The organism is Cyanobium sp. PCC 7001 (genome assembly GCF_000155635.1).
Taxonomy (GTDB): Bacteria; Cyanobacteriota; Cyanobacteriia; order PCC-6307; family Cyanobiaceae; genus NIES-981.
The window spans coordinates 819,571-843,712 of sequence record NZ_DS990556.1; the positions used below are offsets into that span (position 1 = coordinate 819,571).

At 69.6% G+C, this 24,142-nt stretch carries 26 protein-coding genes; 20 read left to right on the top strand and 6 right to left on the bottom strand.

All coding sequences use genetic code 11. From position 1 onward, the window contains the following. The first annotated feature begins 7 nt into the window (after nucleotides 1–7). From CPCC7001_RS04005 to folE, 3 genes are all read left to right on the top strand, one after another. A complete protein-coding gene (locus tag CPCC7001_RS04005) occupies nucleotides 8–997 on the top strand; it encodes an acetyl-CoA carboxylase carboxyltransferase subunit alpha (RefSeq protein WP_006911177.1) in 990 nt (329 codons plus the stop codon). An 84-nt stretch (nucleotides 998–1,081) separates the two neighbouring features. Beyond that, nucleotides 1,082–1,792 (top strand): SDR family oxidoreductase, encoded by a 711-nt coding sequence (locus tag CPCC7001_RS04010; RefSeq protein ID WP_006911539.1) that lies wholly within the window; start codon nucleotides 1,082–1,084, stop codon nucleotides 1,790–1,792. 8 nt (nucleotides 1,793–1,800) lie between these two features. Next, on the top strand, nucleotides 1,801–2,544 hold the full coding sequence (gene folE, locus CPCC7001_RS04015; RefSeq protein ID WP_006909464.1) for a GTP cyclohydrolase I: 744 nt from the start codon (nucleotides 1,801–1,803) through the stop codon (nucleotides 2,542–2,544). A gap of 9 nt (nucleotides 2,545–2,553) precedes the next feature. Here folE and CPCC7001_RS04020 read toward each other — a convergent pair whose 3' ends face one another. Continuing rightward, a complete protein-coding gene (locus CPCC7001_RS04020; protein ID WP_006911076.1) occupies nucleotides 2,554–3,111 on the bottom strand; it encodes a hypothetical protein in 558 nt (185 codons plus the stop codon). Between the two features lie 48 nt (nucleotides 3,112–3,159). Beyond that, nucleotides 3,160–3,834 (bottom strand): phosphoribosylanthranilate isomerase, encoded by a 675-nt coding sequence (locus CPCC7001_RS04025; protein ID WP_050757059.1) that lies wholly within the window; start codon nucleotides 3,832–3,834, stop codon nucleotides 3,160–3,162. Nucleotides 3,835–3,912: 78 nt separating this feature from the next. Between CPCC7001_RS04025 and CPCC7001_RS04030 the strand changes: the two genes are divergently transcribed. After that, nucleotides 3,913–5,172, top strand: a complete 1,260-nt coding sequence (locus CPCC7001_RS04030) for a site-2 protease family protein (RefSeq protein ID WP_006910412.1) — start codon at nucleotides 3,913–3,915, stop codon at nucleotides 5,170–5,172. Here CPCC7001_RS04030 and CPCC7001_RS13950 read toward each other — a convergent pair. Both CPCC7001_RS13950 and CPCC7001_RS04040 read right to left on the bottom strand, forming a co-directional pair. Then, nucleotides 5,085–5,972: a hypothetical protein gene (locus CPCC7001_RS13950; RefSeq protein WP_083782571.1), complete on the bottom strand. Its 888-nt coding sequence runs from the start codon at nucleotides 5,970–5,972 to the stop codon at nucleotides 5,085–5,087. The two genes, CPCC7001_RS04030 and CPCC7001_RS13950, sit on opposite strands and share 88 nt — an antisense overlap. After that, the gene (locus CPCC7001_RS04040; protein ID WP_006910187.1) at nucleotides 5,959–6,426 is read right to left on the bottom strand and encodes a CRR6 family NdhI maturation factor; all 468 of its coding nucleotides are present in this window, start codon (nucleotides 6,424–6,426) and stop codon (nucleotides 5,959–5,961) included. The genes CPCC7001_RS13950 and CPCC7001_RS04040 overlap by 14 nt, the downstream gene beginning before the upstream one ends. 130 nt (nucleotides 6,427–6,556) lie before the next feature. Between CPCC7001_RS04040 and psaM the strand changes: the two genes are divergently transcribed. The 3 genes from psaM to CPCC7001_RS04055 all read left to right on the top strand — a co-directional run bounded on the left by psaM (nucleotide 6,557) and on the right by CPCC7001_RS04055 (nucleotide 8,450). Beyond that, on the top strand, nucleotides 6,557–6,661 hold the full coding sequence (gene psaM / locus CPCC7001_RS04045; RefSeq protein ID WP_043368591.1) for a photosystem I reaction center subunit XII: 105 nt from the start codon (nucleotides 6,557–6,559) through the stop codon (nucleotides 6,659–6,661). 352 nt (nucleotides 6,662–7,013) lie between these two features. Beyond that, nucleotides 7,014–7,418 (top strand): hypothetical protein, encoded by a 405-nt coding sequence (locus CPCC7001_RS04050; RefSeq protein WP_006910441.1) that lies wholly within the window; start codon nucleotides 7,014–7,016, stop codon nucleotides 7,416–7,418. Between the two features lie 42 nt (nucleotides 7,419–7,460). Then, nucleotides 7,461–8,450 (top strand): protochlorophyllide reductase, encoded by a 990-nt coding sequence (locus CPCC7001_RS04055; RefSeq protein ID WP_006909966.1) that lies wholly within the window; start codon nucleotides 7,461–7,463, stop codon nucleotides 8,448–8,450. A 5-nt stretch (nucleotides 8,451–8,455) separates the two neighbouring features. Here CPCC7001_RS04055 and CPCC7001_RS04060 read toward each other — a convergent pair whose 3' ends face one another. After that, complete coding sequence (locus CPCC7001_RS04060; protein WP_006911615.1) at nucleotides 8,456–8,911, bottom strand: hypothetical protein; 456 nt, start codon at nucleotides 8,909–8,911, stop codon at nucleotides 8,456–8,458. A 275-nt stretch (nucleotides 8,912–9,186) separates the two neighbouring features. On the opposite strand from CPCC7001_RS04060, the gene CPCC7001_RS04065 reads away from it, so the two are divergent. Next, on the top strand, nucleotides 9,187–9,990 hold the full coding sequence (locus CPCC7001_RS04065) for a microcompartment protein (RefSeq protein ID WP_050757061.1): 804 nt from the start codon (nucleotides 9,187–9,189) through the stop codon (nucleotides 9,988–9,990). Nucleotides 9,991–10,024: 34 nt separating this feature from the next. On the opposite strand, the gene CPCC7001_RS04070 is transcribed toward CPCC7001_RS04065, so the two are convergent. Next, complete coding sequence (locus CPCC7001_RS04070; protein WP_006911213.1) at nucleotides 10,025–10,603, bottom strand: non-canonical purine NTP pyrophosphatase; 579 nt, start codon at nucleotides 10,601–10,603, stop codon at nucleotides 10,025–10,027. Between the two features lie 406 nt (nucleotides 10,604–11,009). Between CPCC7001_RS04070 and CPCC7001_RS04075 the strand changes: the two genes are divergently transcribed. The 12 genes from CPCC7001_RS04075 to CPCC7001_RS04130 all read left to right on the top strand — a co-directional run bounded on the left by CPCC7001_RS04075 (nucleotide 11,010) and on the right by CPCC7001_RS04130 (nucleotide 24,139). Beyond that, a complete protein-coding gene (locus CPCC7001_RS04075; protein WP_006909739.1) occupies nucleotides 11,010–11,324 on the top strand; it encodes a BMC domain-containing protein in 315 nt (104 codons plus the stop codon). 63 nt (nucleotides 11,325–11,387) lie between these two features. Further along, on the top strand, nucleotides 11,388–12,800 hold the full coding sequence (locus CPCC7001_RS04080) for a form I ribulose bisphosphate carboxylase large subunit (protein WP_006910103.1): 1,413 nt from the start codon (nucleotides 11,388–11,390) through the stop codon (nucleotides 12,798–12,800). Between the two features lie 98 nt (nucleotides 12,801–12,898). Next, complete coding sequence (locus tag CPCC7001_RS04085) at nucleotides 12,899–13,240, top strand: ribulose bisphosphate carboxylase small subunit (protein WP_006910831.1); 342 nt, start codon at nucleotides 12,899–12,901, stop codon at nucleotides 13,238–13,240. Nucleotides 13,241–13,451: 211 nt separating this feature from the next. Then, complete coding sequence (locus tag CPCC7001_RS04090) at nucleotides 13,452–15,878, top strand: CsoS2 family carboxysome shell protein (RefSeq protein ID WP_043369500.1); 2,427 nt, start codon at nucleotides 13,452–13,454, stop codon at nucleotides 15,876–15,878. A gap of 7 nt (nucleotides 15,879–15,885) precedes the next feature. Further along, on the top strand, nucleotides 15,886–17,637 hold the full coding sequence (locus CPCC7001_RS04095) for a carboxysome shell carbonic anhydrase (protein WP_071778263.1): 1,752 nt from the start codon (nucleotides 15,886–15,888) through the stop codon (nucleotides 17,635–17,637). A gap of 1 nt (nucleotide 17,638) precedes the next feature. Then, nucleotides 17,639–17,935, top strand: coding sequence for a carboxysome peptide A (locus CPCC7001_RS04100; RefSeq protein ID WP_006910748.1), 297 nt, complete (start codon nucleotides 17,639–17,641; stop codon nucleotides 17,933–17,935). After that, nucleotides 17,935–18,186, top strand: a complete 252-nt coding sequence (locus CPCC7001_RS04105; RefSeq protein WP_006910253.1) for a carboxysome peptide B — start codon at nucleotides 17,935–17,937, stop codon at nucleotides 18,184–18,186. Before CPCC7001_RS04100 ends, CPCC7001_RS04105 begins: the two co-directional genes overlap by 1 nt. A 256-nt stretch (nucleotides 18,187–18,442) precedes the next feature. Continuing rightward, entirely contained in the window at nucleotides 18,443–19,009 is a 567-nt protein-coding gene (locus CPCC7001_RS15935) for a BMC domain-containing protein (RefSeq protein WP_006910368.1), read from the top strand. 5 nt (nucleotides 19,010–19,014) lie between these two features. After that, a complete protein-coding gene (locus tag CPCC7001_RS04115) occupies nucleotides 19,015–19,482 on the top strand; it encodes a ferritin-like domain-containing protein (protein ID WP_043368592.1) in 468 nt (155 codons plus the stop codon). A gap of 75 nt (nucleotides 19,483–19,557) precedes the next feature. Then, nucleotides 19,558–21,423, top strand: coding sequence for an NAD(P)H-quinone oxidoreductase subunit F (locus CPCC7001_RS04120; protein WP_006909376.1), 1,866 nt, complete (start codon nucleotides 19,558–19,560; stop codon nucleotides 21,421–21,423). Continuing rightward, the gene (locus tag CPCC7001_RS04125; RefSeq protein WP_006911660.1) at nucleotides 21,420–22,931 is read left to right on the top strand and encodes an NADH-quinone oxidoreductase subunit M; all 1,512 of its coding nucleotides are present in this window, start codon (nucleotides 21,420–21,422) and stop codon (nucleotides 22,929–22,931) included. Before CPCC7001_RS04120 ends, CPCC7001_RS04125 begins: the two co-directional genes overlap by 4 nt. Further along, on the top strand, nucleotides 22,931–24,139 hold the full coding sequence (locus CPCC7001_RS04130; RefSeq protein WP_006909035.1) for a CO2 hydration protein: 1,209 nt from the start codon (nucleotides 22,931–22,933) through the stop codon (nucleotides 24,137–24,139). The genes CPCC7001_RS04125 and CPCC7001_RS04130 overlap by 1 nt, the downstream gene beginning before the upstream one ends. The last annotated feature ends 3 nt before the right edge of the window (nucleotides 24,140–24,142 follow it).

Consider the following 24,142-nt stretch of genomic DNA (forward strand, 5'->3'; position numbering starts at 1 on the left):
CCACCCCATGGCCCGCCGCGCTCTCCTGGAGTTCGAGAAACCTCTGGTCGAGCTGGAGGACCAGATCGAACAGATCCGCCAGCTGGCCCGCGATTCCGAGGTGGACGTGAGCCAGCAGCTGCTGCAGCTGGAAACCCTGGCCACCCGCCGCCGCAAGGAGATCTTCGACAACCTCAGCGCCGCCCAGAAGATCCAGGTGGCCCGCCACCCCCAGAGGCCCAGCACGCTGGATTACATCCAGCTGATCACCGACAGCTTCATCGAACTGCACGGCGACCGCCGCGGCTCCGACGACCAGGCCCTGGTGGGTGGCGTGGGCCGGCTGAACGGCATCAGCATGATGCTGTTGGGTCACCAGAAGGGGCGTGACACCAAGGAGAACGTGGCCCGGAACTTCGGGATGGCCTCGCCCGGGGGCTACCGCAAGGCGATGCGGCTGATGGACCACGCCGATCGCTTCCGGCTGCCGATTCTCTCCTTCATCGACACGCCCGGGGCCTATGCCGGTGTTCTGGCCGAGGAGCAGGGCCAGGGCGAGGCCATCGCGGTCAATCTGCGGGAGATGTTCCGGCTGCGGGTGCCGATCATCGCCACGGTGATCGGGGAAGGGGGGTCCGGCGGCGCCCTCGGGATCGGCGTGGCCGACAGGCTGCTGATGTTCGAGCACAGCGTGTACACCGTGGCCTCCCCCGAGGCCTGCGCCTCCATCCTGTGGCGGGATGCCACCAAGGCGCCGGTGGCGGCCGAGGCGCTCAAGATCACCGGCCCGGATCTGCTGCAGCTGGGCATCGTGGACCAGGTGCTGCCGGAGCCCTCGGGTGGCAACCACTGGGCGCCGCTCCAGGCCGCCGAAACCCTCAAAGGTGCCTTGCACCACCATTTGACCACCCTGGGGGCGCTGAACGAATCGGAGCTCCAGGCGCAGCGCTATGCGAAATTCCGGCAGCTCGGCAAGGTGCTGGAGCCCGGCACCCCAGAACCTTCGTTGAGCTCTTAAGGTTCGTGACGGGATCAAGGCCTGCCTTCCGGCCGGCCCTTCGGTTTTGCATCCCGCCCTTGCCGTTCCCGTTCCAGGCTCCGTTTGGCCACCGCTCTGATCACCGGCGCCTCCCGAGGAATCGGGGCGGCAGCGGCCCACCGCCTCGCCGCGGCGGGTTTCGATCTGCTCCTCGTCGCCCGGTCCGCCGATGCCCTCACCAGCCTGGCCCATGGGCTGAACGCCCATGGCGGTCGCGTGGAGTGCACGGCCCTCGACCTGGCCCAGGCCCATGGCCTGGAGGAGGGGATCACCGAACTCTGCTCGCGCGGCCTCGAGCCCGATGTGGTGATCAACAACGCGGGGATGGCCTACACCGGTGAACTGAAGACAATGCCGCTCGAGCAGTGGCAACGACTGATCCAGCTCAACCTCACCGCGGTGTTCCAGGTGTGCCGCTGCCTCATTCCGGGGCTTCGGGCCCGGGGCGGCGGCCACATCATCAACGTGAGCAGCCATGCGGCCCACCAGGCCTTTCCGGACTGGGGGGCCTACTGCGTGAGCAAAGCGGGGCTGGTCTCGCTCAGCCGTTGTCTGGCCGCTGAAGAGCGGAGCCATGGCATTCGCGTCAGCACACTCACCCTGGGTGCGGTGAATACACCACTCTGGGACAGCGAAACCGTCCACAGTTCCTTTGATCGGCATGCCATGCTTGACCCTGAGCGGGCCGCCGACGCCCTGCTGTACCTGGCCCAACAGCCCGCCACCCAGGTGGTGGAAGATCTGACCCTCATGCCGGCCGCCGGCGCGCTCTGACCATCCCTATGACTTCAACCCTGCCCTCCAGTTTCAGTGCCAAGGGTTCGGCACCTGCCGCCACGCCACTGCCCGTATCCCTGAGGATTCGTGATCGCCTGGAGAAGGCGGGTGTGTCCTTTTTCGCCAACGACAACATCGCCGATCACCTCCTCGATGGAGAGCTCGACCAGCTCGAGATCGAGGTGGCCGGCAAGGTGCGCGAGCTGCTGCGCAGCCTGGTGATCGACATCGACAACGATCACAACACCGAAGAGACCGCCGAACGGGTGGCTCGGATGTACCTCCACGAGGTGTTCAAGGGTCGCTATCACGAGCAGCCGAAGATCGCCAGCTTCCCCAACGTGAAGAAGCTCGACGAGATCTATACCGTGGGTCCCATCTCGGTGCGCTCCGCCTGCTCCCACCACCTGGTACCCATCCTCGGCAATTGCTGGATCGGCATCAAGCCCGGCGACCAGGTGATCGGCCTTTCCAAGTTCTCCCGCGTTGCCGACTGGGTGTTCTCAAGGCCCCACATCCAGGAGGAGGCCGTAATGATCCTCGCCGATGAAATCGAGCGTCTCTGCAAGCCTCAGGGACTGGCTATTCTTGTCAAAGCGCAGCACTACTGCATGAAGTGGCGGGGCGTGAAAGAACCCCAGACCAGCATGGTGAACTCCATCGTGCGGGGTGATTTCCGCCATGACCCCAGCCTCAAGGCCGAGTTCTTCGAGCTGGTGAAGCAGCAGGAAGCCCTGCTCTCCACCTGACCTCCCCCCTCAGGGCTTCACCGGCCCCACCATGGGGCTGGCCTGGCGCCGGCTGCCCGTGACCGTTCCAACGGTTCCCTCGCCCGGCAGGCTCACCATCACCATCACCAGGGCTCCCACATCGGAGGCCTGCAGCTGGTAGCGGGGTCCGGAGGCATCCGGAATCAGCAGCCACTGGCTGCTGCCGGGCGAGAGCCGGTACCAGTGAAAGGCCTGATCGGGCACGCCAGCCAGTCCATCGGCGGCCGCTTCGGAAGACACTGCCGCCATGAGCAGTTGCCCCTCGGCGGCTTCGCCCCTGAGGACGAGGGACTCAAGGCCCTCGATGCCCTGCTCCACGGCCCCTTCCAGCGCTTCCGTGCCGGCGATCTGCTGCCGCAGCGCCTTGATCTGGCTCTGGGGATCGGCGGAAACCCCGGGCACGCAGGAGAGCTGACCCTCGATCAGCTGGCAGCCCACCAGGTCCTGAGCCCTGCTCGGCGCAGCAGCAGCCAGCGCAGCGGCCAGCAGGGCCGTGGCCAGCGCATGGCGGCCCGGAGCGCTGAAGCGGAGATGGCGGCGGGCCATGGAGGGAAGCCTGAGGTGATGGGATCCTCGCGCGGGATCGGGATGGGCTCAAACGCTGGTTCGCACAGCGGCCACCAGGGCGGCCACCCGCGTGAGGTCCTTGTCGGCCGGCCCGCGCTCCACGCCGCTGGAGGCATCCACTCCCGTGGGAGCGAGCTGCTCGAGAACGCCCCTGACCCGCTCGGGGTTGATGCCGCCGGCCAGCCACCAGGGCAGGGGCGATCGCCAGCCCACAAGCCAGTCCAGGGGAATCCGATGGCCCGTGCCCCCCAGCTGGTCCGCCACGAAGGCATCCAGCAGCAGGGCATCCACGTGGCTGCGGTAGGCCTCGGCCTGCTCCAGATCCGCCCTGGAGCGGATGCGCAGGGCCTTCCAGATGCGGCAGCCGAGGGCCCGGCGCAGGGTGCTGCACCGCGCGGGTGATTCCTGGCCGTGCAGCTGCAGGATGCGGTGGCCGCGCTGCGGATGGAGCTCCTCGAGCTGGGCGTCGCTGGGATCGGCCACCACCAGCACGCCGTCGCAGGCGGGTGCGGCCGCCTCCACCGCGGCGAAGATGGCGGCACGCTGGGCGGGCGACACAAACCGCGGCGAACCCTGCACCCCGATCACCCCGATCGCGTCCACCCCCAGCCGCGCCACGGCGGCCGCCTGGGCCGGATCCCGCAGCCCGCAGATCTTGATCCGGGGGCAGAAGGGGCCGGGCACGGAGGAGGGCGACCCCATCGGGAGCGGACAAACCTGGCCCTTTCTAGGATTGGCCCATGAACGGCCGGGCCCGCACCGGCACCGGGATGTTTCGCCGTGGGTGAGGGTTGGCAGCTGATGAAGATCCGCGGCATCCCACTGCGGATCCATCCCAGCTGGTTCGTCATCCTCCTGGTGGCCACCGCAGCGTTCCAGCAGCACTACTCCAGTGCCCTGAAGGGCGGGGCGATCGGCGAGGCCGGCATCTGGGCCCTCGGCCTGGGAACGGCGGTGCTGCTGTTCGTGTCGGTGCTGCTGCACGAGCTGGGCCATTCGCTGGTGGCCATCAGCCAGGGCGTGAAGGTGCGCAGCATCACCCTGTTCCTGCTCGGCGGTGTGGCGAGCGTGGAGCGGGAATGCAGCACCGCCATCGGGGCCCTGCTGGTGGCCGCCGCCGGGCCGGCGGTGAGTCTTGGGCTGGGCATCTCCCTGCTGGCCAGCACCCATGCGGCCAGCCACCTGGCCCCATGGCTGGGGGCGATGGTGGCCGAGCTCGGCACCCTCAACATGGTGCTCGCCCTGTTCAACCTCCTGCCGGGCCTGCCCCTGGATGGGGGCCTGATCGTGAAGGCACTGGTGTGGCAGGCCAGCGGCAGCCGCCGCCGGGGCATCGAAGTGGCCAATGGCTGCGGCCGCTTCCTGTCCTACCTGGCCATGGGGCTGGGCACCGTGCTGCTGCTTCGCGGCGGGGGCGTGGGGGGGGCCTGGCTGATCCTGCTGGGCTGGTTCGGTCTTGGAGCCGTGCGCAACCAGCAGCAGTTGCTGCTGCTCCAGAACGCTCTCAACACCGTTCAGGTGAAGGAGGCCTCCCGCCGCCGTTTCCGGGTGCTGGAGGCCGACCAGACCCTCAGGGACGTGAGCCGCATGCGGCTGGGGGAACCCAGCCCCGTGGGGGCGGCCGACTGGTTGCTGGTGTGCGAACGGGGCCGCTGGCGGGGCGTGATCGACGATGCCGCCCTGCAGGAGATCCCGGTGCAGCGCTGGGACAGCGACCGTGTGGCCGACCACCTCCAACCCCTCTCCAGCCTGCCCTCGATCCCCGAATCCGCCCCGCTGTGGCAGGCGGTTCAACTGCTGGAGACCGACCAGACCAGCCGGCTGCTGGTGCTGAGCCCTGCCGGCCTGCCGAGCGGCACCCTGGAACGACCGGACCTTGGCGAGGCCGTGCTCCAGAAACTCGGGCTCAAGCTGCCCGCCCCTCTGCTGGAGGCGGCACGGCGCCAGAACATCTACCCGCTGGGGCTGGCGCTGCCCCAGGTGGTGCGCAGCATGGTGGCGTCCGGCGAGACGGCGTCGGCTGCGGATCCGGGTCGCTGAGGATGCGACTGGCCTGAGGCCGCCGCCGGCACGGTTGAGCAGTGCAGGTGGCGCTGCGCCACCGCCGCCAGCTCGGCGGCCCGCAACGGCTCGGGGCGCTCCAGCTCCAGGGGAAAGGGAAGGGCCTCCTGGGCAGCCTCCAGCAAGAGCCGCTCCAGGGCATCGCCCTGACAAGGGAGCGCAGGCAGCCGCGGTGGTGGAGTGCCGAACAGCCGTGACCAGAGCTGGGGACAGGGCGCCAGCTGGATCGCCCCGTGCTGCAGCAACCGCCCTCCGCGCCAGAGCTGGGCGCTGCCCACCCGCTTCGAACCATCGGCATGGACGAGATCGGCGGCGGTGCCCAGGGCGAAGCAATTGGGCGAACCCAGGTCGCCGCGGGCCGGACCGGCGCCGAAGGCCAGCGGCAGACCGAGACGCCGGAAGGCCAGCTGCAGCCAGGCACTGGCCGCCGCGTAGGCCTCCACCCGCCGCCGCGGCGGCTCGGGCCACACCAGGGCATAGGTGATGTCGCCGCCGTGCAGCACGGCGCGCCCGCCGCTGGGGCGACGCACCAGGTCGAGGCTGCCGTCGGCGGCCAGGGCACTCCAGTGGCTGGGACAGCGCCGCTGGTGCTGACCGAGGGAGAGGGTGGGACGCTGCCAGCGGTAGAGACGAAAGGCGGGGCGGGGTTGCTCCAGCAACCAGGCATCCAGCCCCATCTGCCAGCGACCTCCCAGGCAGGTGGTGGGCAGCCAACGGCCGGACGGACCGCAAGCACCCGAAGGAGCGGAAGGGATGGAGCCGGCCCTAGGTGTCTGCATCGAGCGGTTGCCAGAAGGCCGGATCCACTTCCAGCCCAAGAACCGCAGCCATCTGCACCAGCCCCTGCCGGCACTGGAGTCCGCGGCTGCGGCTCCAGGCATCGAGAAGAAACAGGCGGTGGGTGATCCACAGCTCCAGGGCCTCGGGCGCGAAGCGGATGCCCTCGCCGCGGCTGAAGCCGTGGGGCAGCAGCATGGCCACATGGCGGGTGAGCTGACCGCTGCTGCGCTCGATCAACAGGGGCAGCCAGGGCATCGCCGCGTCGGCCCGCAGGCACCAGAGCCGCACTTCGGGAATTTCGGAGAGCTCCCGCGGATCGTCGGGCTGGCGGGGCCACTCAAAGCTGAGATCGAGGCTGCCACCGTGCTGCAGCAGCTGCTCAGGCGACAGGGCCGCCCAGGCCGCCAGGGGCGAGAGGTCCAGGGCCGCGATGGCGGCAGGACCGACCTGCACGGGCCCCGGAGCAGGGGCTGGGGCCAGGGGCGGGTTGGGCGTCAAGAGCTGTGACAGCAGGAAGGTCGGGGCTGGACCGTAGCGGGACCACAGCGAAGAATGGTGCCGTCATGTTCTGTCGTGTGCCTCCATGGTCTCCGTTCTCAACCAGGCCGAGATTCTGATCGCGCTCGTGGTGGCGGCCCACGCCGGGGTGCTGGCCGTGCGCCTCTGCTTCAGCCTCTACAAGGCCTGAGGTTCGCTGCTGCCGCGCGGGTCGCCCCCGGGGCCAGTGCCGACCCTTGGCATGGCCCCCCGGACCCGCTAGAAGCAGTCCGTCGTCCAAGGCTCCCACGTTGGCTCCTGCGCCCCGGCCCCTTCCCCCTCCACGCAAGGCCAGGCCTGCTGCCACGCCCACGGCTGCTGCCACGCCCCTGGGTGCTGCGTCGCCCCTGACAGCCTCCAAGCCTTTGACAGCCTCCACGAGCACCAGCACCCCGGTGAAGCGGTTCTCCCCCCACCCGCGCACCGCAGCCACCAGGGCAACGGCGCCATCCCCAGCAGCGGCAGGCTCCGCAACGCCAGCCCCTGCCGCGGCTCAGGCATCAGTGCCCCCCTGGCCCGGCAGCACCCGGACGGCGACGGCGTCCACCGTGAGCCTGTCGGCGGCGGCCAGTCTCTCCCTGGAGCGCCGTGAGCTGATCTGCAGCGTGGTGGGCCTCACGATCAAGACCGGTCTGGCGATCGTGGCCGCGGTGAGCCTGGTGCGCCTGGCCGTGGCCTACCAGGAGCGGATGGAACGCCAGGGCGAGCTCTCGGCGGTGCTCCAGATCGAGCAGGCGAAGCTCGCCAAGGCCAGGGAGCGGTTCGACCAGCTCTTCGCCGTCGAGGGCGAGCAGCGCCTGATCCGCGAGCAGAACCAGTGGATCGCGCCGGATCGCCTGCGGGTCGTCTGGAGCCAGGCCCCGTTTCCGTCTGTTGAGCAGGATCCGTCTCAGCCCGGGAAACCCTGAGCCCCTCCGTAGGTTGGGCCCCAGTTCCCCCAGCCCTTCTCCATGGCCGCCGACCCGACCCCCGGAACGGTCCTGATCACCGGCACCACCTCAGGAGTGGGTCTGCATGCGACCAAGGCCCTGGTGGACCGGGGCTGGACCGTGGTGACCGCCAACCGGGACCCTGTGCGGGCAGCGGCGGCGGCTGAATCCCTGGGCATCCCCTCCGCCCAGCTGCACCACCTGCGGATTGACCTGGGCGATCTGGACAGCGTGCGCGCGGGCGTGGAGACCCTGGTGTCCTCCCTCGGGCGCCCCCTCGATGCCCTGGTGATCAATGCCGCGGTGTACAAGCCGCGGCTGAAGCAGCCGGAACGCTCCCCCCAGGGGTACGAGCTCTCGATGGCCACCAACCACCTGGGCCATTTCCTGCTGATCCAGCTGCTGCTGCCGGATCTGGAGCACTCCACCCACCCGTCCCGGCGGGTGGTGATCCTCGGCACGGTCACGGCCAACTCCAAGGAGCTGGGGGGCAAGATCCCGATTCCAGCCCCCGCCGACCTGGGCGACCTCTCCGGCTTCGCCGCCGGCTTCAAGGCGCCCATCGCCATGGCCAGCGGCAAGGCCTTCAAGCCCGGCAAGGCCTACAAGGACAGCAAGCTGTGCAACATGATCACCACCCAGGAGCTGCACCGGCGCCTGCATGGGTCCACCGGAATCGTGTTCACCTCCCTCTACCCGGGCTGCGTGGCGGACACGCCGCTGTTCCGCAACACACCCCGGCTCTTCCAGAAGATCTTTCCCTGGTTCCAGAAGAATGTCACCGGGGGCTATGTGAGCCAGGCCCTGGCAGGCGAGCGGGTGGCCCAGGTGGTGGCCGACCCTGAGTTCGCCGTCTCGGGTGTGCACTGGAGCTGGGGCAACCGCCAGAAGCAGGGCGGGCGCCAGTTCAGCCAGGAACTCTCCGACAAGGCCAGCAACCCCGACACGGCCCGCAAGGTCTGGGAGTACTCGCTGAAACTGGTGGAGCTCACCCCCGAGTCACTGGGCTAAGCCCCTCAGAGGCGGCGCCGGAAGCCGTCGTTGAAGGTGGAGCTGCTGCTGTCGGCCTTGGTCAGCTTCCAGACGTTGCGGCTGAGGCGCCGGGCCCTCAGCCCGCCCCGCTCCACCACCGGGGCACCGGGCCGGGCACCGAGCAGCACCGTCACCTCCGCCGTGCTCAGTGGGGCCCCCGTCTGCAGCGCCAGGTTCACCAGTTCCAGGCGCTGGCGCAGGGCCGAGAGATCGGCGCTGCCGCCATCCTCCACCTCGTTCCACACCCAGGGCAGGTCCTCGCTGGACCCGGCCATCTTCTGCATCAGCCCCAGGCCGATGATCGCCAGGGCCTGTTCAGGCTTGATGCCCTGGGCCGAGGCGGCCGCGAGCCAGTCGGACATCGGCACCTGGCCGCTCTGGTCGTGCATGGGGTCGGCCTGGGTGGCGGCGGCGTGGGCTGTGCTGCGCTTGGCGGCCATGGCGCTCCGGTCAGGATGGTCGGAAGGTATCGGCTCCCAGCCCCGGGGCAAGGGCGGGGCGCCTGTGGCGGCAGGTAAAGTCGCTGCCACCGGTCGCTCCCCCTTGTTTCCAAGCAGGGCCCTGCGGCCGCGGCTCCACGGCCTGCAGGTCCTCCGGTCCAGGTCGGCACCACAGCGGCGTCCCCACACCAGCGCTTCACGACCCGCCCCGGATCACGGCCCCGGCCCCCGGGGTCCACGACTCAGCACCGTTCGGAGGAGATCCGGCCCACCCCATGCCCTCCAGCCCGCTCACCCCTGACGATCGGGCCCCACGGCAACGACGCGGCGGTCTCCTCGGAGGAGGGCGGTTGATCACCGGCACCGTGGTGAGCCCGGAGAGCTCGGGCGCCAGCTGCGTGATCACCACCGACAGCGAGGGCAGCCGGCTGGCACGGCAGAACAGCCAGGTGCAGTCGATCGAGCTGCGCACCTACGTGTTCCTCGACTCGCTGCAACCCCAGCTCGCCGCCTACATGGGCACCGTGAGCCAGGGCTTCCTGCCGATCCCGGGCGATGCATGCCTGTGGCTGGAGGTGTCACCCGGCATGGCGGTGCACCGCGTCACCGACATCGCCCTGAAGGCCAGCACCGTGCGGCTGGGCCAGATGATCGTGGAGCGGGCCTTCGGCTCCCTGGCGCTCTACCACCGCGACCAGAGCAATGTGCTCCACTCGGGCGATGTGGTGCTCGAGGCGATCGGCAACACCGTCGAGCAACGCAGCCGCTGCGATGTGAGCTGGACGGAGATCATCCGGGCGATCACCCCCGACCATGCCGTGCTCATCAACCGTCAGAACCGGCGGGGCTCGATGATCCAGGCCGGGATGAGCATGTTCATCCTGGAAACGGAGCCCGCCGGCTACGTGCTGATCGCTGCCAACGAGGCCGAGAAGGCCTCCAACATCACGGTGGTGGACGTGAAGGCGGTGGGGGCCTTCGGCCGACTCACCCTGGCGGGCCGCGAAGGGGATGTGGAGGAGGCCGCCGCCGCCGCCATGCGCGCCATCCACCACATCAACGCCACGGCCCGAGGCTGAGGGGCGTCCGGGCCCCTGCGGTCCCGTTGCAGCCTCAGGAGAGGTCGAGCAGGGCCTTCAGACCTGGGGCCATCTGGCGGGCGGCCTTGCCGCGGCTGCCGAGCCGGAGACGCTGATGCTCGCTCATCTGGGCGTAGGTGCAGGCTGCCTCCCGTACGTAGAAGATCGGGTCGTAGCCGGCGCCCTGCCCCTGGGGGGCGTCCAGCACCACGCCGCGGCAGACCCCTTCGGCCTCCAGCCGCACGGCACCGGTGGGATCCGCCAGGGCCATTGCGGACATGAAGCTGCCGCTGCGGTAGGGCGTGTCGCCGAGCTCGGCCAGGAGCCTGGCCACCCGCTCGGGATCCGTGGGGGCGTAGCGGGCGGAAAAGATGCCCGGAGCGCCTCCCAGGGCATCCACCTCGATGCCGGAATCGTCGGCCAGGGCCCAGTGGCCGGTGCGGACCGCCGCCGCGCTCGCCTTGAGCCTGGCGTTCTCGATGTAGGTGGCGCCGGTTTCCTCCACGTCGAGGTCACGCGGCTGGGCGCACACCTCCAGCTCCAGCGGCTGGAGCATCGACCCGATCTCCCGCACCTTGTGGGGATTGCCACTGGCGATCACCAGGGTGGGCAAGGGCTCGACTCGGGTGCCGGCATTGTCCCCCAGAGGAGGGACCCACGGGTGGGCGGCCCCCGAAGGAGGGATCGGCGGCGTTGAACATTCCACCCCTGGTCAGGCACGAAGCTGAAAGCACGAAGCTGCAAGCTCAGCGGCAAGTCCAGGCGAAGCCGATCCGCTTTCACGCTAGGGAGAATCGCCAACGGGTAGGCGCCGGGGCCTTCCATGTCAGCGGCCGCAGACCGGCTGCGCCGACTGGGCCGCCAAGCAAAGGCTAACGAAATGTGTGGAATGGATCAGCGGTACTTATCAGTGCCGACACAAACGGTGATGACCCAGACAGCGCATTTGCTTGACGCAGGGTTTGGCGGCGGACCATGGTTGCCTGCGAACATTCCACCCCCTCCTCCAGGAGCAGGTAATGGCAAACGAAACCATGGGCATCGCCCTCGGCATGATTGAGACCCGCGGTCTGGTGCCCGCCATCGAAGCGGCTGACGCCATGACCAAGGCTGCCGAAGTGCGGCTGATCGCCCGCGAGTTCGTCGGCGGCGGCTACGTGACCGTGATGGTGCGTGGTGAGACCGGTGCTGTCAACGCCGCTGTGCGGGCCGGTGCTGATGCCTGCGAGCGCGTGGGCGACGGCCTGGTGGCCGCCCACATCATTGCCCGCCCCCACCGCGAAGTGGAGCCTGCTCTGAGCGGCAGCGCCGGTTTCGTGGGTTCCAAGGACTGAGGCCGCTGAACGCCTGAGGCGTTCCCCTCGTCATCCCCTTACCGACCCAACCGGAGAAACTCCATGAGCAAGAAGTACGACGCCGGGGTCAAGGAGTACCGCGACACGTATTGGACTCCTGATTACGTCCCCCTCGACACCGACCTGCTGGCCTGCTTCAAGTGCACCGGCCAGGAAGGCGTGCCCAAGGAAGAGGTGGCCGCCGCCGTGGCCGCTGAATCCTCCACCGGCACCTGGTCCACCGTCTGGTCCGAGCTCCTCGTCGACCTCGACTTCTACAAGGGCCGCTGCTACCGCATCGAAGACGTGCCGGGCGACAAGGAGGCGTTCTACGCCTTCATCGCCTATCCCCTCGACCTGTTCGAAGAGGGTTCGGTGACCAACGTGCTCACCTCCCTGGTGGGCAACGTGTTCGGCTTCAAGGCCCTGCGCCACCTGCGCCTGGAAGACATCCGCTTCCCGATGGCGTTCATCAAGACCTGCCCCGGCCCGCCGAACGGCATCTGCGTCGAGCGCGACCGGATGAACAAGTACGGCCGTCCCCTGCTGGGCTGCACCATCAAGCCGAAGCTCGGTCTGTCGGGCAAGAACTACGGCCGGGTGGTCTACGAATGCCTGCGCGGCGGCCTCGATTTCACCAAGGACGACGAGAACATCAACTCCCAGCCCTTCCAGCGCTGGCAGAACCGCTTCGAGTTCGTGGCCGAAGCCGTTGCCCTGGCCCAGCAGGAGACCGGTGAGAAGAAGGGGCACTACCTCAACTGCACCGCCGCCACGCCCGAGGAGATGTATGAGCGGGCCGAGTTCGCCAAGGAACTCGGGCAGCCGATCATCATGCACGACTACATCACCGGTGGCTTCACCGCCAACACCGGTCTGTCGAAGTGGTGCCGCAAGAACGGCATGCTGCTGCACATCCACCGCGCCATGCACGCGGTGATCGACCGCCATCCCAAGCACGGCATCCACTTCCGGGTGCTGGCCAAGTGCCTGCGCCTCTCCGGTGGTGACCAGCTGCACACCGGCACGGTGGTGGGCAAGCTGGAGGGTGATCGCCAGACCACCCTGGGCTTCATCGATCAGCTGCGCGAATCCTTCATTCCCGAAGATCGCAGCCGCGGCAATTTCTTCGATCAGGACTGGGGTTCGATGCCCGGCGTGTTCGCCGTGGCCTCCGGCGGTATCCACGTGTGGCACATGCCCGCCCTGGTGGCGATTTTCGGCGACGATTCCGTGCTCCAGTTCGGTGGTGGCACCCACGGCCACCCCTGGGGTTCGGCCGCCGGCGCCGCCGCCAACCGGGTGGCCCTGGAGGCCTGCGTCAAGGCCCGCAACGCCGGCCGGGAAATCGAGAAGGAGAGCCGCGACATCCTGATGGAAGCCGCGAAGCACAGCCCCGAGCTGGCCATCGCCCTCGAAACCTGGAAGGAAATCAAGTTCGAGTTCGACACCGTCGACAAGCTCGACGTCCAGTGATCGCCCACTGAGGGGATCGGCAGCGCGGCACGCGCCAACCTGCCTCCCCCGGTGACCAGGCACCAGCCTCCATCCATCCCATCCACCACAGGATCCCCATGCCCTTCAAGAGCACCGTGGGTGACTACCAAACAGTCGCCACCCTGGAGACCTTCGGCTTCCTCCCGCCGATGACCCAGGACGAGATCTACGACCAGATCGCCTACATCATTGCCCAGGGTTGGAGCCCGCTGATCGAGCACGTGCACCCCAGCCGCTCGATGGCCACCTACTGGTCCTACTGGAAGCTCCCCTTCTTCGGCGAGAAGGATCTCGGCGTGATCGTGAGTGAACTCGAGGCCTGCCACCGGGCCTACCCCGACCACCACGTGCGCCTGGTGGGCTACGACGCCTACACCCAGAGCCAGGGTGCCTGCTTCGTGGTGTTCGAGGGCCGCTGAGCGTCCCCTCCGGATCACCACTTCTCCGCGGTTCCTGGATCCTCAGGAACCGCACCCCTCCCCGCCGCAGGTCTGACCCCCTGGCCGTGAGCCCAGCCGTTCACAGCCAGGGAGCCAGACAGTCCGTTACCAGAGCCCTCCAGCCCCCGTGCTGCCGGCCCTGATCTCGGAGCTGCGGCCTCACCACAGCGACCTTCGACGACGGGCGGACATGGCCAGCACATCCAGCCGGGAAGCAGCACTCGAGCGCCGCCGGGCCCTCACCAACGGTGGCAAGAAAGCCGCAAGCCGGTTCATCTCGAGCCCGAGCCGGGTGCGCACCGCCGCCGATGTGCGCCTCAGCCGCCCCGCCGGCCAGGCAGCTTCTGCGGCCGCCTCCAGTTCCCAGGCGCCCCCAGCCCAGGCCGCTGCCCCCAGTTCCTCTTCCGCACCCCGCGGCCGCAGCGGCCTGAGCCTCAGCGCCCCCGAGCCGGGCCGCCGCAGTGAGCCCAGGCGCGTGATGAACCGCAGCCGGGAGCTGGTGCTGGCCCGCCGCGAGGCCCTCACCCAGAAGGGCAAGCGGGCCGACACCTCCCGGGACCGCACCCGCACGGATCTGGGCCGTGAAGTGACCCGGGGTACCGGCTCGCCCGCTGCCGCCCAAGCCCCGGCCCAGGCCGCGCCATCCGCCGAGAAGCCATGCGGCTGCAAGGACCGCAGCAACGACGCTCCCGGCCTGAGCCTCTCAGGTGGCCGCGGCAGCACAGGCCGTAGCCAGGCCTCCCAGCGCCCCTCGAGCCGTCGGGTGCAGGCCCAGCACAACCCCAGCCGCGCGCTGGTGCTGGCCCGCCGCGAGGCCCTCTCCAAGCGCGGCAAGTCCGCCAACGCCCCCACCAACAGCACGGCCGCGTCCGTGGCACGGCAGGGCAACCCCGACATCAGCACCCGCGAGCTCGCCCAGAAGGTGCGGGAGCTCAAGGCCCGGGTGGGCAGCGCCGGCTCCAGCCGCAGCGGCTGCACCCGCCCCACCGGCCCGAACCGCCACGGGGCCCGCCAGGCAGCCGCCGCCGACGCCCACTGGAAAGTGGGCATGAGCGAAACCAGTTCCGGCCAGGTGGTGACCGGCACCCAGGCCAACCGCTCACCCAAGACCACCGGCAACGAGGCCGCCACCTGCCGGGCGATCACCGGCACCGAGTACCTGGGCGCCGAGGTCTTCCAGACCTTCTGCCAGAGCGAGGCGCCGCGGCTGCAGCCCGCCAAGGTGCGGGTCACGGCCACCACCCACGGCAACCGGGTCACCGGCAACGAGGTGGGCCGCTCCGAAAAGGTGACCGGGGATGAGCCCGGCACCTGCAAGAACGTCACCGGCACCGAATACGTGTCGGCCAACCAGTCCGCCAGCTACTGCGGCAGCACCAACCCCAGCCCCCGCAAGGTGGGCCGCAGCCAGACCCTGGGCGGCCAACCCGTTTCCGGCGTGCTGGTGGGCCGCTCGGAGCGGGTCACCGGCGACGAGCCGGGCTCCGGTCTGCAGCTGACCGGCGACCAATACCTGGGAGCCGAGCCTCCCGCGCCGGGCCGGGCGCCCAGCAAGGTGGAGACCCTGCAGACCCTGCGCGGCACCGGCGTCACCGGCACCGCCGTGGGCCGCAGCGAGCGGGTCACCGGCGATGAGCCGGGCAGCTGCCGGATCATCACCGGCGACGAATACATCGGCACCCAGCAGTACGAGAGCTTCTGCGGCGTCAGGCCCGCACCCGAGGCCGCCAAGGTGGGCTTCAGCGTCACCAACCGGGCCCAGGTGGTGAGCGGCACCCGCACGGGCCGCAGCGAGAAGGTGACCGGCGATGAGCCCGGCACCTGCAAGGCCGTCACCGGCACGCCCTACGCCGGTCTGGAGCAGGCCTCCGACCACTGCCCCACACCCGCCGTGCGCACGATCCGGGATCGCACCCCGGTGCGGGGCTCGAGCCGTATGAGCGGCATCCAGCCGGGCATCGGCGGCGTGATGACCGGCGCCGAGCGCGGGGCCTGCGAGGCCGTGACGGGCACTCCCTACGTGGGGGCCGACCAGCTGGCGGCCGCCTGTGGCGCCGCCAGCAGCGGCGACGCCGATTTCCCCCAGCCCCTCGAAACCGCACCCTGGCAGCAGTTCAGCGTGCAGTCGCCGGCCCGGGCCGCCCAGATCGCCCGACAGTCGAGGTCGGGCGTCACCGGCAACAGCTACGAGCAGGGGGGGAGGATCACCGGCCCTTTCGACATGGCCGGTGACAAGGTGACCGGCACCGAACAGTTCCGTTTCGACCGTCGGGGCCCCCAGCTTTCCCGCGGTCCGATCCAGACCAGCGTCATGGCTGCGGCACCGGTGAGCGTCGATGAAGACGCCAGGCCCACCTCCCGGGTGACCGGGGAGGGGATCTCAGCCGGACTCAAGATCACCGGCGATGACTGGGATCGGGGCGATCGGGTCACCGGCACCGAAGGCAGCTCCGCCCGGCGGCGCAACCCCACCCGGGTGGGCCCGATGAGCGCGATGCCGGGGTTCCAGCCGAAGCGCAACGATGAGGTGCCCGAACCGGTGAGCCGGGTCACGGGCTCCAGCGGCAACACCCAGGCCGGATCCCTGATCACGGTGTCCGGCGGCGCTCGCGGCTGATCGGCCCATGCCCCGTCGTACCAACCGCCCCAGCACAGCCGCACCGCTCGCCCCCACGGCGCCGCGCCGACGCCCTGGCGTGGTCGAAGCTCAGCGGGGTCCCGCAGCGGCTGGCGCAGAGGCGGCCGAACCGGCGCCGCCGCTGCGGGGCACCCGAGCCCGCGCCGCCATGCAGGCCTCCCGCACCCCGGCGTCCCCGGCCGCGTCCCGGCCCGTCGGGCGACGCAGCTCCAGACCCGGGACAACGGCTAGGCCGGCCTCCGCAACGGTCCGGCCGCCGCGGGGCTTCAGCAGGTCCGCACCGGCCGCCTCCACCCCAGCCGCGGCCCGGAGCCTTCGCGCCAACCGGTCCCGGCTCCATCCGCTCACGGATGCATCCGCCAACGACGCCCTGCACGCCTACGACACCGCGGTGAAGCTGGCGTTCGATCGGATCGTGCCGGTGCTCAAGCGGCTCTCGGCCCTGCAGCACGAGGATGACTTCGTCGGCCGGGCCCAGGCCATCGCCCTCGAGGAGCTGGGCTTCCCCCTACCCGAGCCGATCCTGGACACCGCCTGGGTGAGCCAGCTGGACATGCGCACCCTGTACGCCTGGTGCGTGTTCGAGACCTACGAGCAGACGAGCGAGGCCTTCTTCCGCGACGACCCCCTCCAGGGCCAGCCGGGCAGCCCGTCCGCCGAGGCCTTCGATCGCTTCCTGCTGGACTGCGGCTTCCACCTGCTGGACATCACCCCCTGCGCCGATGGCCGCCTCGCCCATGCCATCGGCTTCGGCCTGAGGCTGCCCTTCAGTTCGGTGCGCCGCCGCCCCCACGCCGGCGCCCTGTTCGATGTGGAGAACACGGTGAACCGCTGGGTGAAGACCGAGCACCGGCGCTACCGCGAAGCCCAGCCTAATCCGGCCCATGCCGACACCCGCTACCTGAAGGTGGCGCTTTACCACTTCAGTTCCCTCGACCCCCAGCATGAGGGCTGCGCCGCCCATGGCAGCGACGACGCCCTGGCGGCATCGTGCGGCCTCAGCCGGCTCAAGGACTTCCAGCAGGCCGTGGAGAACAGCTTCTGCTGCGGCGCCTCCGTGGACCTGCTGCTGATGGGCATCGACACCGACACCGACGCGATCCGGGTGCACGTGCCCGGCATGGACGGCAGCACCCGCCTGGATCGCTGGCTCGACGCCCGGGACGTCTACGACGCCACCCTGGGCCTGCCGCCGGATCAGGCGAGGCAACGGGTGAGTGCCCTGGTGCAGGAGGCGGCCGCGTCGGTGCCCGACCCTGGCATGGTCACCCTGGTGGCCCGGCTGTTCGAGCACAACATCTCCCAGATCGACTACGTGCGCCAGTTCCATGGGGGCGCCTACGACGACGCCGGCCATGCCGAGCGCTTCATCGGCGTGGGCATCGGCTTCAAGGAGATCCACCTGCGCAACCTCACCTACTTCGCCTACATGGACACGGTGGAAGAGGGGGCCGCCGATCTCGACGTGGGCGTCAAGATCTTCAAGGGGCTGAATGTGTCCCGGGGACTGCCCGTGCCGGTGGTGGTGCGCTTCGACTACCACGGCCAGGTGCCCGGGGCGCGGGACCGGGCGGTGCGCCACTGCCAGCGGGTGCAGACCGCCATCGAAAGCCGCTACCCCGAGCTGTTCCAGCAGGGGCTGCTGCACGCCCTGCTCACGGTGCGGGACCAGGATCGGCACACCCCGGCCGAGGCGGTAGGTTCCACCATCGTGTTCGCAACCGGAGGAGGGCACTGAGATGCTGATCTGCAAGGTGGTGAAACCGCTGGTGTCCACCAACCGCATCCCCGATTTCGAGCACAAGCACCTGCAGGTGGTGCTCGATGGCAGCACCCAGAAGGTGGCGGTGGATGCGGTGGGTTGCATCCCCGGCGACTGGGTGATCTGCGTCGGCAGTTCCGCAGCCCGGGAGGCCGCGGGAAGCAAGTCCTACCCCAGCGATCTCACGATCGTGGGAATCATCGACCACTGGGATCCGGACGCCGGCAAGCAGGCTCCTCCCGCCGGTGGGACCTCCAGCGGGGGGACCAGGTGATGGAGATCATGCAGGTCACCGGTTCGATCATCTGCACCCAGCGGGTGGAAGGGCTGCTGCACTGGAACCTGCGCACGTTGCGCAATGCCAAGGGCAAGCTCGCTGTGGCGGTGGATCCGGTTGGGGCCTCGCCCGGCAACTGGGTGTTCACCGCCAGCGGATCGGCCGCCCGCTTCGCCACCGGGGTGCCCGAAACCCAGACGGATCTCACCATCGGCGGAATCATCGATTTCTGGGAACCCGATGGCTAGGTGATCCCCAGCCGGCCGGCCCGCCCGGGGCCACGCCGATGTGCCTTCCCCCTCCTTGTCCCGTCGCCCGCCGCCCGCCATGGCCAGCCCCCCATCCCGACCCCCAGGACAGGCCACCACGCCAAAAGCGACGACCCCTGCCGCCACTCCGGCGTCGGCCCCGTCCACCAAGCCGGCCCCTGCGGCAGGAACCAAACCGGCATCCCCCCCGGCGGCGGGCACCCAAGCTGCCAGCAGCCCTGCTCCCACCACGCCCATGACCAGCAGCAAGGCCTCCACTTCCAGCACCACCTCCAGCACCAAGGCCCTTCCGGCTGCCGCCACCGGCAGCACCCGCAGCAGCCGCACCCCCGCTCGCACGGCGGGCCGCAGCACCACCGCCCGCAGCGGCGGCAGCTCCAGCGGCACCACCACCCGCCGCTCCTCCGCGGCCTCAGGCCGCTCCGCTGGCGCCGGCCGTTCCGGCGGCGGCAGCGGCACCACCCGTCCCTCCTCCACCCCGGCAACCCCCTCCATGGCACCCACCGTTCACGGCATCGCGCTCGGCATGATCGAAACCCGGGGTCTGGTGCCGGCCATTGAGGCGGCGGATGCCATGACCAAGGCCGCGGAGGTCACCATGGTGGCCCGCGAATTCGTGGGCGGCGGTTACGTCACCGTGATGGTGCGGGGCGAGACGGGCGCGGTGAATGCCGCCGTGCGCGCCGGCGCCGATGCCTGCGAACGGGTGGGCGACGGCCTGGTGGCGGCCCACATCATCGCCCGCCCCCACACCGAGGTGGAGCCGGCGCTGCAGGGCACTGAGGCCACCCGCCGCCTGTGATCGCCATGGACGCCGCGCATCCGCGCGTCCTGGGCTACCTGGGCCGCGCGCTCAGTCTCGAACTCTCGGCCGTGCAGCAGTACATGACCCAGGCCTCGCTCGTGGAGCTCTGGGGCGACACCGACGCGGCCACCCGCTTCCGGCAGGAAACGGTGGAGGAGATGCAGCACGCCGAGAAGCTGGTGAAGCGCATGCTGGCCCTGGGGGTGGCCCCGGCCGCGTCCCAGCTGCGGCCCGCCGGCCATGCGGCCGATCTGGCCGGACTGCTGCGCCAGAACCTCAGCCTGGAAGACGATCTCATCAATCATTACGCCGAAGCCGTGCGCTTCTGCCTTTTGATCGGAGATGGCGAGAATGAGGCCTTCTTCCGGGATCTGTGGACCGACGAGCAGCACCATGCCGAAGACCTGGGCCGCTGGCTGCGCAGCCTGACTGGCTCCCGCGGCCGCTTCGAGGAGCGGGCCACCTTCTAGAGGCCTGCCCGGTCGGCGGACCCCGCCAAGCCCATCGCCCCTTCGGGGCTGCCTGAGGTCTCCGTCGGTACCCCCTTGAGCGCACCCCTGCCCCTCTCGGTTCAGCTGGCCTGGCTGATTCCCCTCTACGGGTTCAGCGGCATGGTGCTCTCCATGCCCTGGGCCTGCGGCTGGATCAAGCGCAACGGTCCACGGCCGGCCGCCTACCTGAATGTGCTCGTCACCCTGCTGGCGGTGGTGCACGGCTTCGTGGTGGCGCGGGAGGTGCTGCTGCGGGGCCCGGCCCACCTGGCCATTCCCTGGTTCTCCGCCGCCGATCTGCAGCTCAGCATCGGCCTGGACCTCTCGCTCACCAACCTGGCGGCCCTGGAGCTGGTGACCCTGATGAGCCTGCTGGCCCAGGTGTTCGCCCTCGGCTACCTCGACAAGGAATGGTCGCTGGCCCGCTTCTACGCCCTGGTGGGTTTCTTCGAGGGTGCCCTCTCCGGCGTGGTGCTCAGCAGCAACCTCTTTCTGAGCTACTTCCTGCTGGAGATGCTCACCCTCTCCACCTACCTGCTGGTGGGCTTCTGGTACGCCCAGCCGCTGGTGGTCACCGCCGCCCGCGACGCGTTCCTCACCAAGCGGGTGGGGGACGTGCTGCTGCTGATGGGGGTGGTGGCCCTCTCGGCCTGGGCCGGGTCGATGGAATTCACCGACCTCTACAGCTGGGCGGCCGAGGCCCGCAGCTCCGGCAGCCTCACGCCGCTGGCCGGCACGCTGCTGGGCCTGGGGCTGATCGCCGGGCCGATGGGCAAGTGCGCCCAGTTCCCGATGCACCTCTGGCTGGATGAGGCGATGGAGGGGCCGAACCCCGCCTCGATCCTGCGCAACTCCGCGGTGGTGACCGCGGGCGCCCTGGTGCTGCTCAAGCTGATGCCGCTACTGCAGCTCTCGCCGGTGGCCACCGATGTGCTGCTGGCGGTGGGCACGATCAGCGCCATCGGCGGCGCCCTGGTGGCGCTGGCCCAGGTGGATCTTAAACGGGCCTTCTCCTACGGCACCACCTCTTACCTGGGGCTGGTGTTCATCACCATCGCCCTGCAGCTGCCCGGCATCGCCCTGCTGCTGCTGTTCGCCCACGGTCTGGCCAAGGCGCTGCTGTTCATGAGCGTGGGCAGCGTGATCGCCGCCACCAACTGCCAGGACCTCACCGAACTGGGTGGCATCGGCACGCGCATGCCGGCCACCGGCAGCGCCTATCTGGTGGCCTCCGCCGGCCTGGTGGGCCTGCTGCCGCTGGGCTGCTTCTGGTGCTTCGGCCTGGGGGTGCAGTCGATGCTGGCGGCCTCGCCGCTGTTCGCGGCCGTGCTGCTGCTCACCAATCTGCTCACCGCCCTCAACCTCAGCCGCGTGTACCGCAGTGTGTTCCTGGGCAGGCCCATGCCCAAGACCCGCCGCACCCCCGAGGTGAACTGGCTGATGGCCCTGCCGATGGTGAGCCTCACCGTGCTGGTGCTGCTCACCCCGCTGCTGATCGCCCGGCTGGATCCGGTGCCCGGGATCGCCTCGTTCTCCTGGCCCGTGGCCGCCGCGGTGGCGGTCAGCGGCCTGGTGGGCGTCGCGATCGGCGCCGTCCTCCCCCTGGATCAGTTCCGTTCACGGGCGAGCGGCCAACCGCTGCGGAGCATCCAGGACCTGCTGGCCTTCGACTTCTACACCGAACGGGTGTACCGCAACACCGTGGTGGCCCTGGTGGCCCTGCTGGCCCGCCTCACCGACTGGCTGGATCGCCGCCTGGTGAACGGTCTGGTCAATGGCCTGGGCCGGCTGTCGCTGCAGAGCGCCGAGGGGCTCAAGCTGGGGGTGAGCGGCCAGCTGCAGTCGTACGTGCTCACCGTGGTGGTGGCGATCGTGCTGCTGTTCTCCGCCCTGAGCTGGCTGACCCGGGGGGTGGCATGAGCGATCTGCCCCTGCTCTCGCTGCTGCTGCTGATCCCCTTCGGGGGCAGTGTGGCCCTGCTCGCCTGGCCCGGCCTGGTCAGCGCGGCCCGGGTGCGCAGCGTCTGCATCGCCGTGCTCGGCCTGCAGTTGCTGGTGAGCCTGCTGGTGGTGCAGGCCTTCGATCCCGCCCAGGCGGGCCTGCAGCTGCAGGAAGCCCATGGCTGGGTGCCGGGGCTGGGCCTCGACTACCGCCTGGGGGTCGATGGCCTGTCGCTGCCACTGGTGCTGATCAACGGGGCCCTCACCCTGGTGTCGGTGGTGTGCACCCGCGAGTTCAGCCGGCGGCCCAGGCTCTACTTCGCCCTGCTGCTGCTGATCAGCGGGGCCGTGAACGGAGCCTTCCTGGCCGACAACCTGCTGCTGTTCTTCCTGTTCTATGAACTGGAGCTGATTCCCCTCTGGCTGCTGATCTCGATCTGGGGAGGAACGGGACGCGCCTACGCCGCCACCAAGTTCCTGATCTTCACCGCCATCTCGGGCATGCTGATCCTCGGGGCTTTCCTGGGCCTGGCCCTGTTCACCGGCAGCGTGGACTTCAGCCTCACCCCCGTGGACAGTGAGCGCCTGGGGATGGGAGCCCAGCTGGTCCTGCTGGCGGCGCTGCTGGTGGGCTTCGGCATCAAGATGCCGCTGGTGCCCTTTCACACCTGGCTCCCGGATGCCCACACCCAGGCCTCCACGCCGGTGTCGGTGCTGCTGGCGGGCGTGCTGCTGAAGCTGGGCACCTATGGCCTGCTGCGCTTCGGCATGGGCCTCTTCCCCGAAGCCTGGGCCCGGCTCGCACCCGCGCTGGCCGTGTGGGCGGCGGTGTCGGTGGTGTTCGGCTCCCTGGCGGCGATCGCCCAGCAGGACATGAAACGGATGGTGGCCTACAGCTCGGTGGGCCACATGGGCTACATCCTGCTGGCCGCCGCGGCCGCCACGCCGGTGAGCCTGCTGGGCACGGAGTTCCAGATGGTGAGCCATGGCCTGATCTCCGCCCTGCTGTTCCTGCTGGTGGGAATCGTGTACCGCAAGACCGGCACCCGCGATCTCACCGTGCTGCGCGGCCTGCTCAACCCCGAACGGGGCCTGCCCCTCACGGGCTCGCTGATGATCGTGGGTGTGATGGCGAGCGCCGGGATGCCGGGCATGGCGGGCTTCATCTCCGAATTCCTGGTGTTCCGGGGCAGCATCACGGCCTACCCCGTGGCCACCCTGGTGTGCCTGGTGGGCTCCGGCCTCACGGCGGTGTACTTCCTGCTGCTGGTGAACCGGGCCTTCTTCGGGCGTCTCGCCGTCACCCCCCCCAGCGATCCGATCCAGGACGGCCGGCTGGACATCCAGCTGGCCGCGGTGAACCCCCGCGAAACCGTGCCGGCGATCGCCCTCGGGATCGCCGTGGTGGGCCTGGGGCTGTTGCCCAGCACCCTGGGTCACCTCAGCGAAGCCGCCACCACGGCCATGGCCCAGGCGAGGATCGGCTGATGCCCGTGATTCCTGCCCACCTCACCCGCAACGGCGGCATGCCGCCGCAGGAGGAGCTCGAGCGGCGCCTGCTGAGCGGCGAAACCCTGCTGGCCGAGAGCGACGATCACCTGCTGGAGGTGGTGGGCATTCTGGAGAGCTATGGCGAGGTGCTGGATGCCTACAGCATCAACCTGATCTTCCAGGCCGAGCGTCAGTTCCTCAATCCCTTCCCACTGCTCAAGTACCTGAACGGCGATCCCAGCCCTGCCAGGATCTGGCGGAATCTCAACCACGACCGCATCAATTTCGAGTACGCCGAGTACTGCATGAAGACCATGCTCTGGCATGGCACCGGCGGGCTGGATGCCTACCTCGACAGTGAGGCCTTCGCCGCGAACTGCCAGGCGATCATCGCCCGCAAGCGGCGGCGGGATCCGCTGATGGCCCTGCTGAATCCCCTGTTCCCGGCCTTTCTGCCCGAGCTGATCCGCACCGCCGCCACCACCCACGCCCTGGGGCAGTTCTGGCGGGTGATGAGCGACCTGTTTCTCGATCTGGCCAGGGCCGAGCGGGACGGCACGGTGCGCAGCATCGCCGCCGTGGTGGACTTCATCCGCGATGGCCTGGTGGCCGCCGCCGCCAACCCCATCACCTACGCCGTGGAACTGGAGGGACAAACCCTCTGGGTGCTGCCTCCCGAGGCCGGGCTCACCTTCCTGATGGACGTGGCCGTGCCCTACGTGGAAGCGGTGTTCCTGCGGGGCACCCCCTTCTTCGGCACGGTGAGCTTCAACGCCCAGGCCCAGCAGATCTCCCCCGACCAGGGGAGGTTCGCCTACGGCGCCCTGTTCGCCGATCCCCTGCCCACCATGGGGGCCGGCATTCCGCCCAGCCTGCTGATGCAGGACATGTACCGCCATCTGCCTGCGGCCCTGCATGCCTGGTATCTGCAGCGGGGCCGGGGCGAGGGGGACATCCGGGTGAAGATCTGCTGCAGCTTCCAGAAGTCGATGTTCTGCGTGACCAACGCCGCCATCAACGGGATGATGCCCCACCCCCTGGACAGCGCCGACCCGGACCATCAGGCCGAGAACCGCGCCCATGTGCGGGGCTGGGCCGAACGGCTGGCGAGCAGCCGCACCGATTGCCTGGCCGCCTCGCCCGTCCCCGCGGAAGCCCCCGCGCCCGAGCCGGCAGGGAAGAGCGGCAGCCCAGCCCTGGCCTAGGGT

Coding starts and splice junctions, on each gene's coding strand:
- CPCC7001_RS04005 (WP_006911177.1), top strand. CDS start 8: ATGGCCCGCCGCGCTCTCCTGGAGTTCGAGAAACCTCTGGTCGAGCTG.
- folE (WP_006909464.1), top strand. CDS start 1,801: ATGACTTCAACCCTGCCCTCCAGTTTCAGTGCCAAGGGTTCGGCACCT.
- CPCC7001_RS04020 (WP_006911076.1), bottom strand. CDS start 3,111: ATGGCCCGCCGCCATCTCCGCTTCAGCGCTCCGGGCCGCCATGCGCTG.
- CPCC7001_RS04025 (WP_050757059.1), bottom strand. CDS start 3,834: ATGGGGTCGCCCTCCTCCGTGCCCGGCCCCTTCTGCCCCCGGATCAAG.
- CPCC7001_RS13950 (WP_083782571.1), bottom strand. CDS start 5,972: ATGCAGACACCTAGGGCCGGCTCCATCCCTTCCGCTCCTTCGGGTGCT.
- psaM (WP_043368591.1), top strand. CDS start 6,557: ATGGTCTCCGTTCTCAACCAGGCCGAGATTCTGATCGCGCTCGTGGTG.
- CPCC7001_RS04055 (WP_006909966.1), top strand. CDS start 7,461: ATGGCCGCCGACCCGACCCCCGGAACGGTCCTGATCACCGGCACCACC.
- CPCC7001_RS04060 (WP_006911615.1), bottom strand. CDS start 8,911: ATGGCCGCCAAGCGCAGCACAGCCCACGCCGCCGCCACCCAGGCCGAC.
- CPCC7001_RS04065 (WP_050757061.1), top strand. CDS start 9,187: ATGCCCTCCAGCCCGCTCACCCCTGACGATCGGGCCCCACGGCAACGA.
- CPCC7001_RS04075 (WP_006909739.1), top strand. CDS start 11,010: ATGGCAAACGAAACCATGGGCATCGCCCTCGGCATGATTGAGACCCGC.
- CPCC7001_RS04080 (WP_006910103.1), top strand. CDS start 11,388: ATGAGCAAGAAGTACGACGCCGGGGTCAAGGAGTACCGCGACACGTAT.
- CPCC7001_RS04085 (WP_006910831.1), top strand. CDS start 12,899: ATGCCCTTCAAGAGCACCGTGGGTGACTACCAAACAGTCGCCACCCTG.
- CPCC7001_RS04090 (WP_043369500.1), top strand. CDS start 13,452: ATGGCCAGCACATCCAGCCGGGAAGCAGCACTCGAGCGCCGCCGGGCC.
- CPCC7001_RS04095 (WP_071778263.1), top strand. CDS start 15,886: ATGCCCCGTCGTACCAACCGCCCCAGCACAGCCGCACCGCTCGCCCCC.
- CPCC7001_RS04100 (WP_006910748.1), top strand. CDS start 17,639: ATGCTGATCTGCAAGGTGGTGAAACCGCTGGTGTCCACCAACCGCATC.
- CPCC7001_RS04105 (WP_006910253.1), top strand. CDS start 17,935: ATGGAGATCATGCAGGTCACCGGTTCGATCATCTGCACCCAGCGGGTG.
- CPCC7001_RS15935 (WP_006910368.1), top strand. CDS start 18,443: ATGACCAGCAGCAAGGCCTCCACTTCCAGCACCACCTCCAGCACCAAG.
- CPCC7001_RS04115 (WP_043368592.1), top strand. CDS start 19,015: ATGGACGCCGCGCATCCGCGCGTCCTGGGCTACCTGGGCCGCGCGCTC.
- CPCC7001_RS04125 (WP_006911660.1), top strand. CDS start 21,420: ATGAGCGATCTGCCCCTGCTCTCGCTGCTGCTGCTGATCCCCTTCGGG.
- CPCC7001_RS04130 (WP_006909035.1), top strand. CDS start 22,931: ATGCCCGTGATTCCTGCCCACCTCACCCGCAACGGCGGCATGCCGCCG.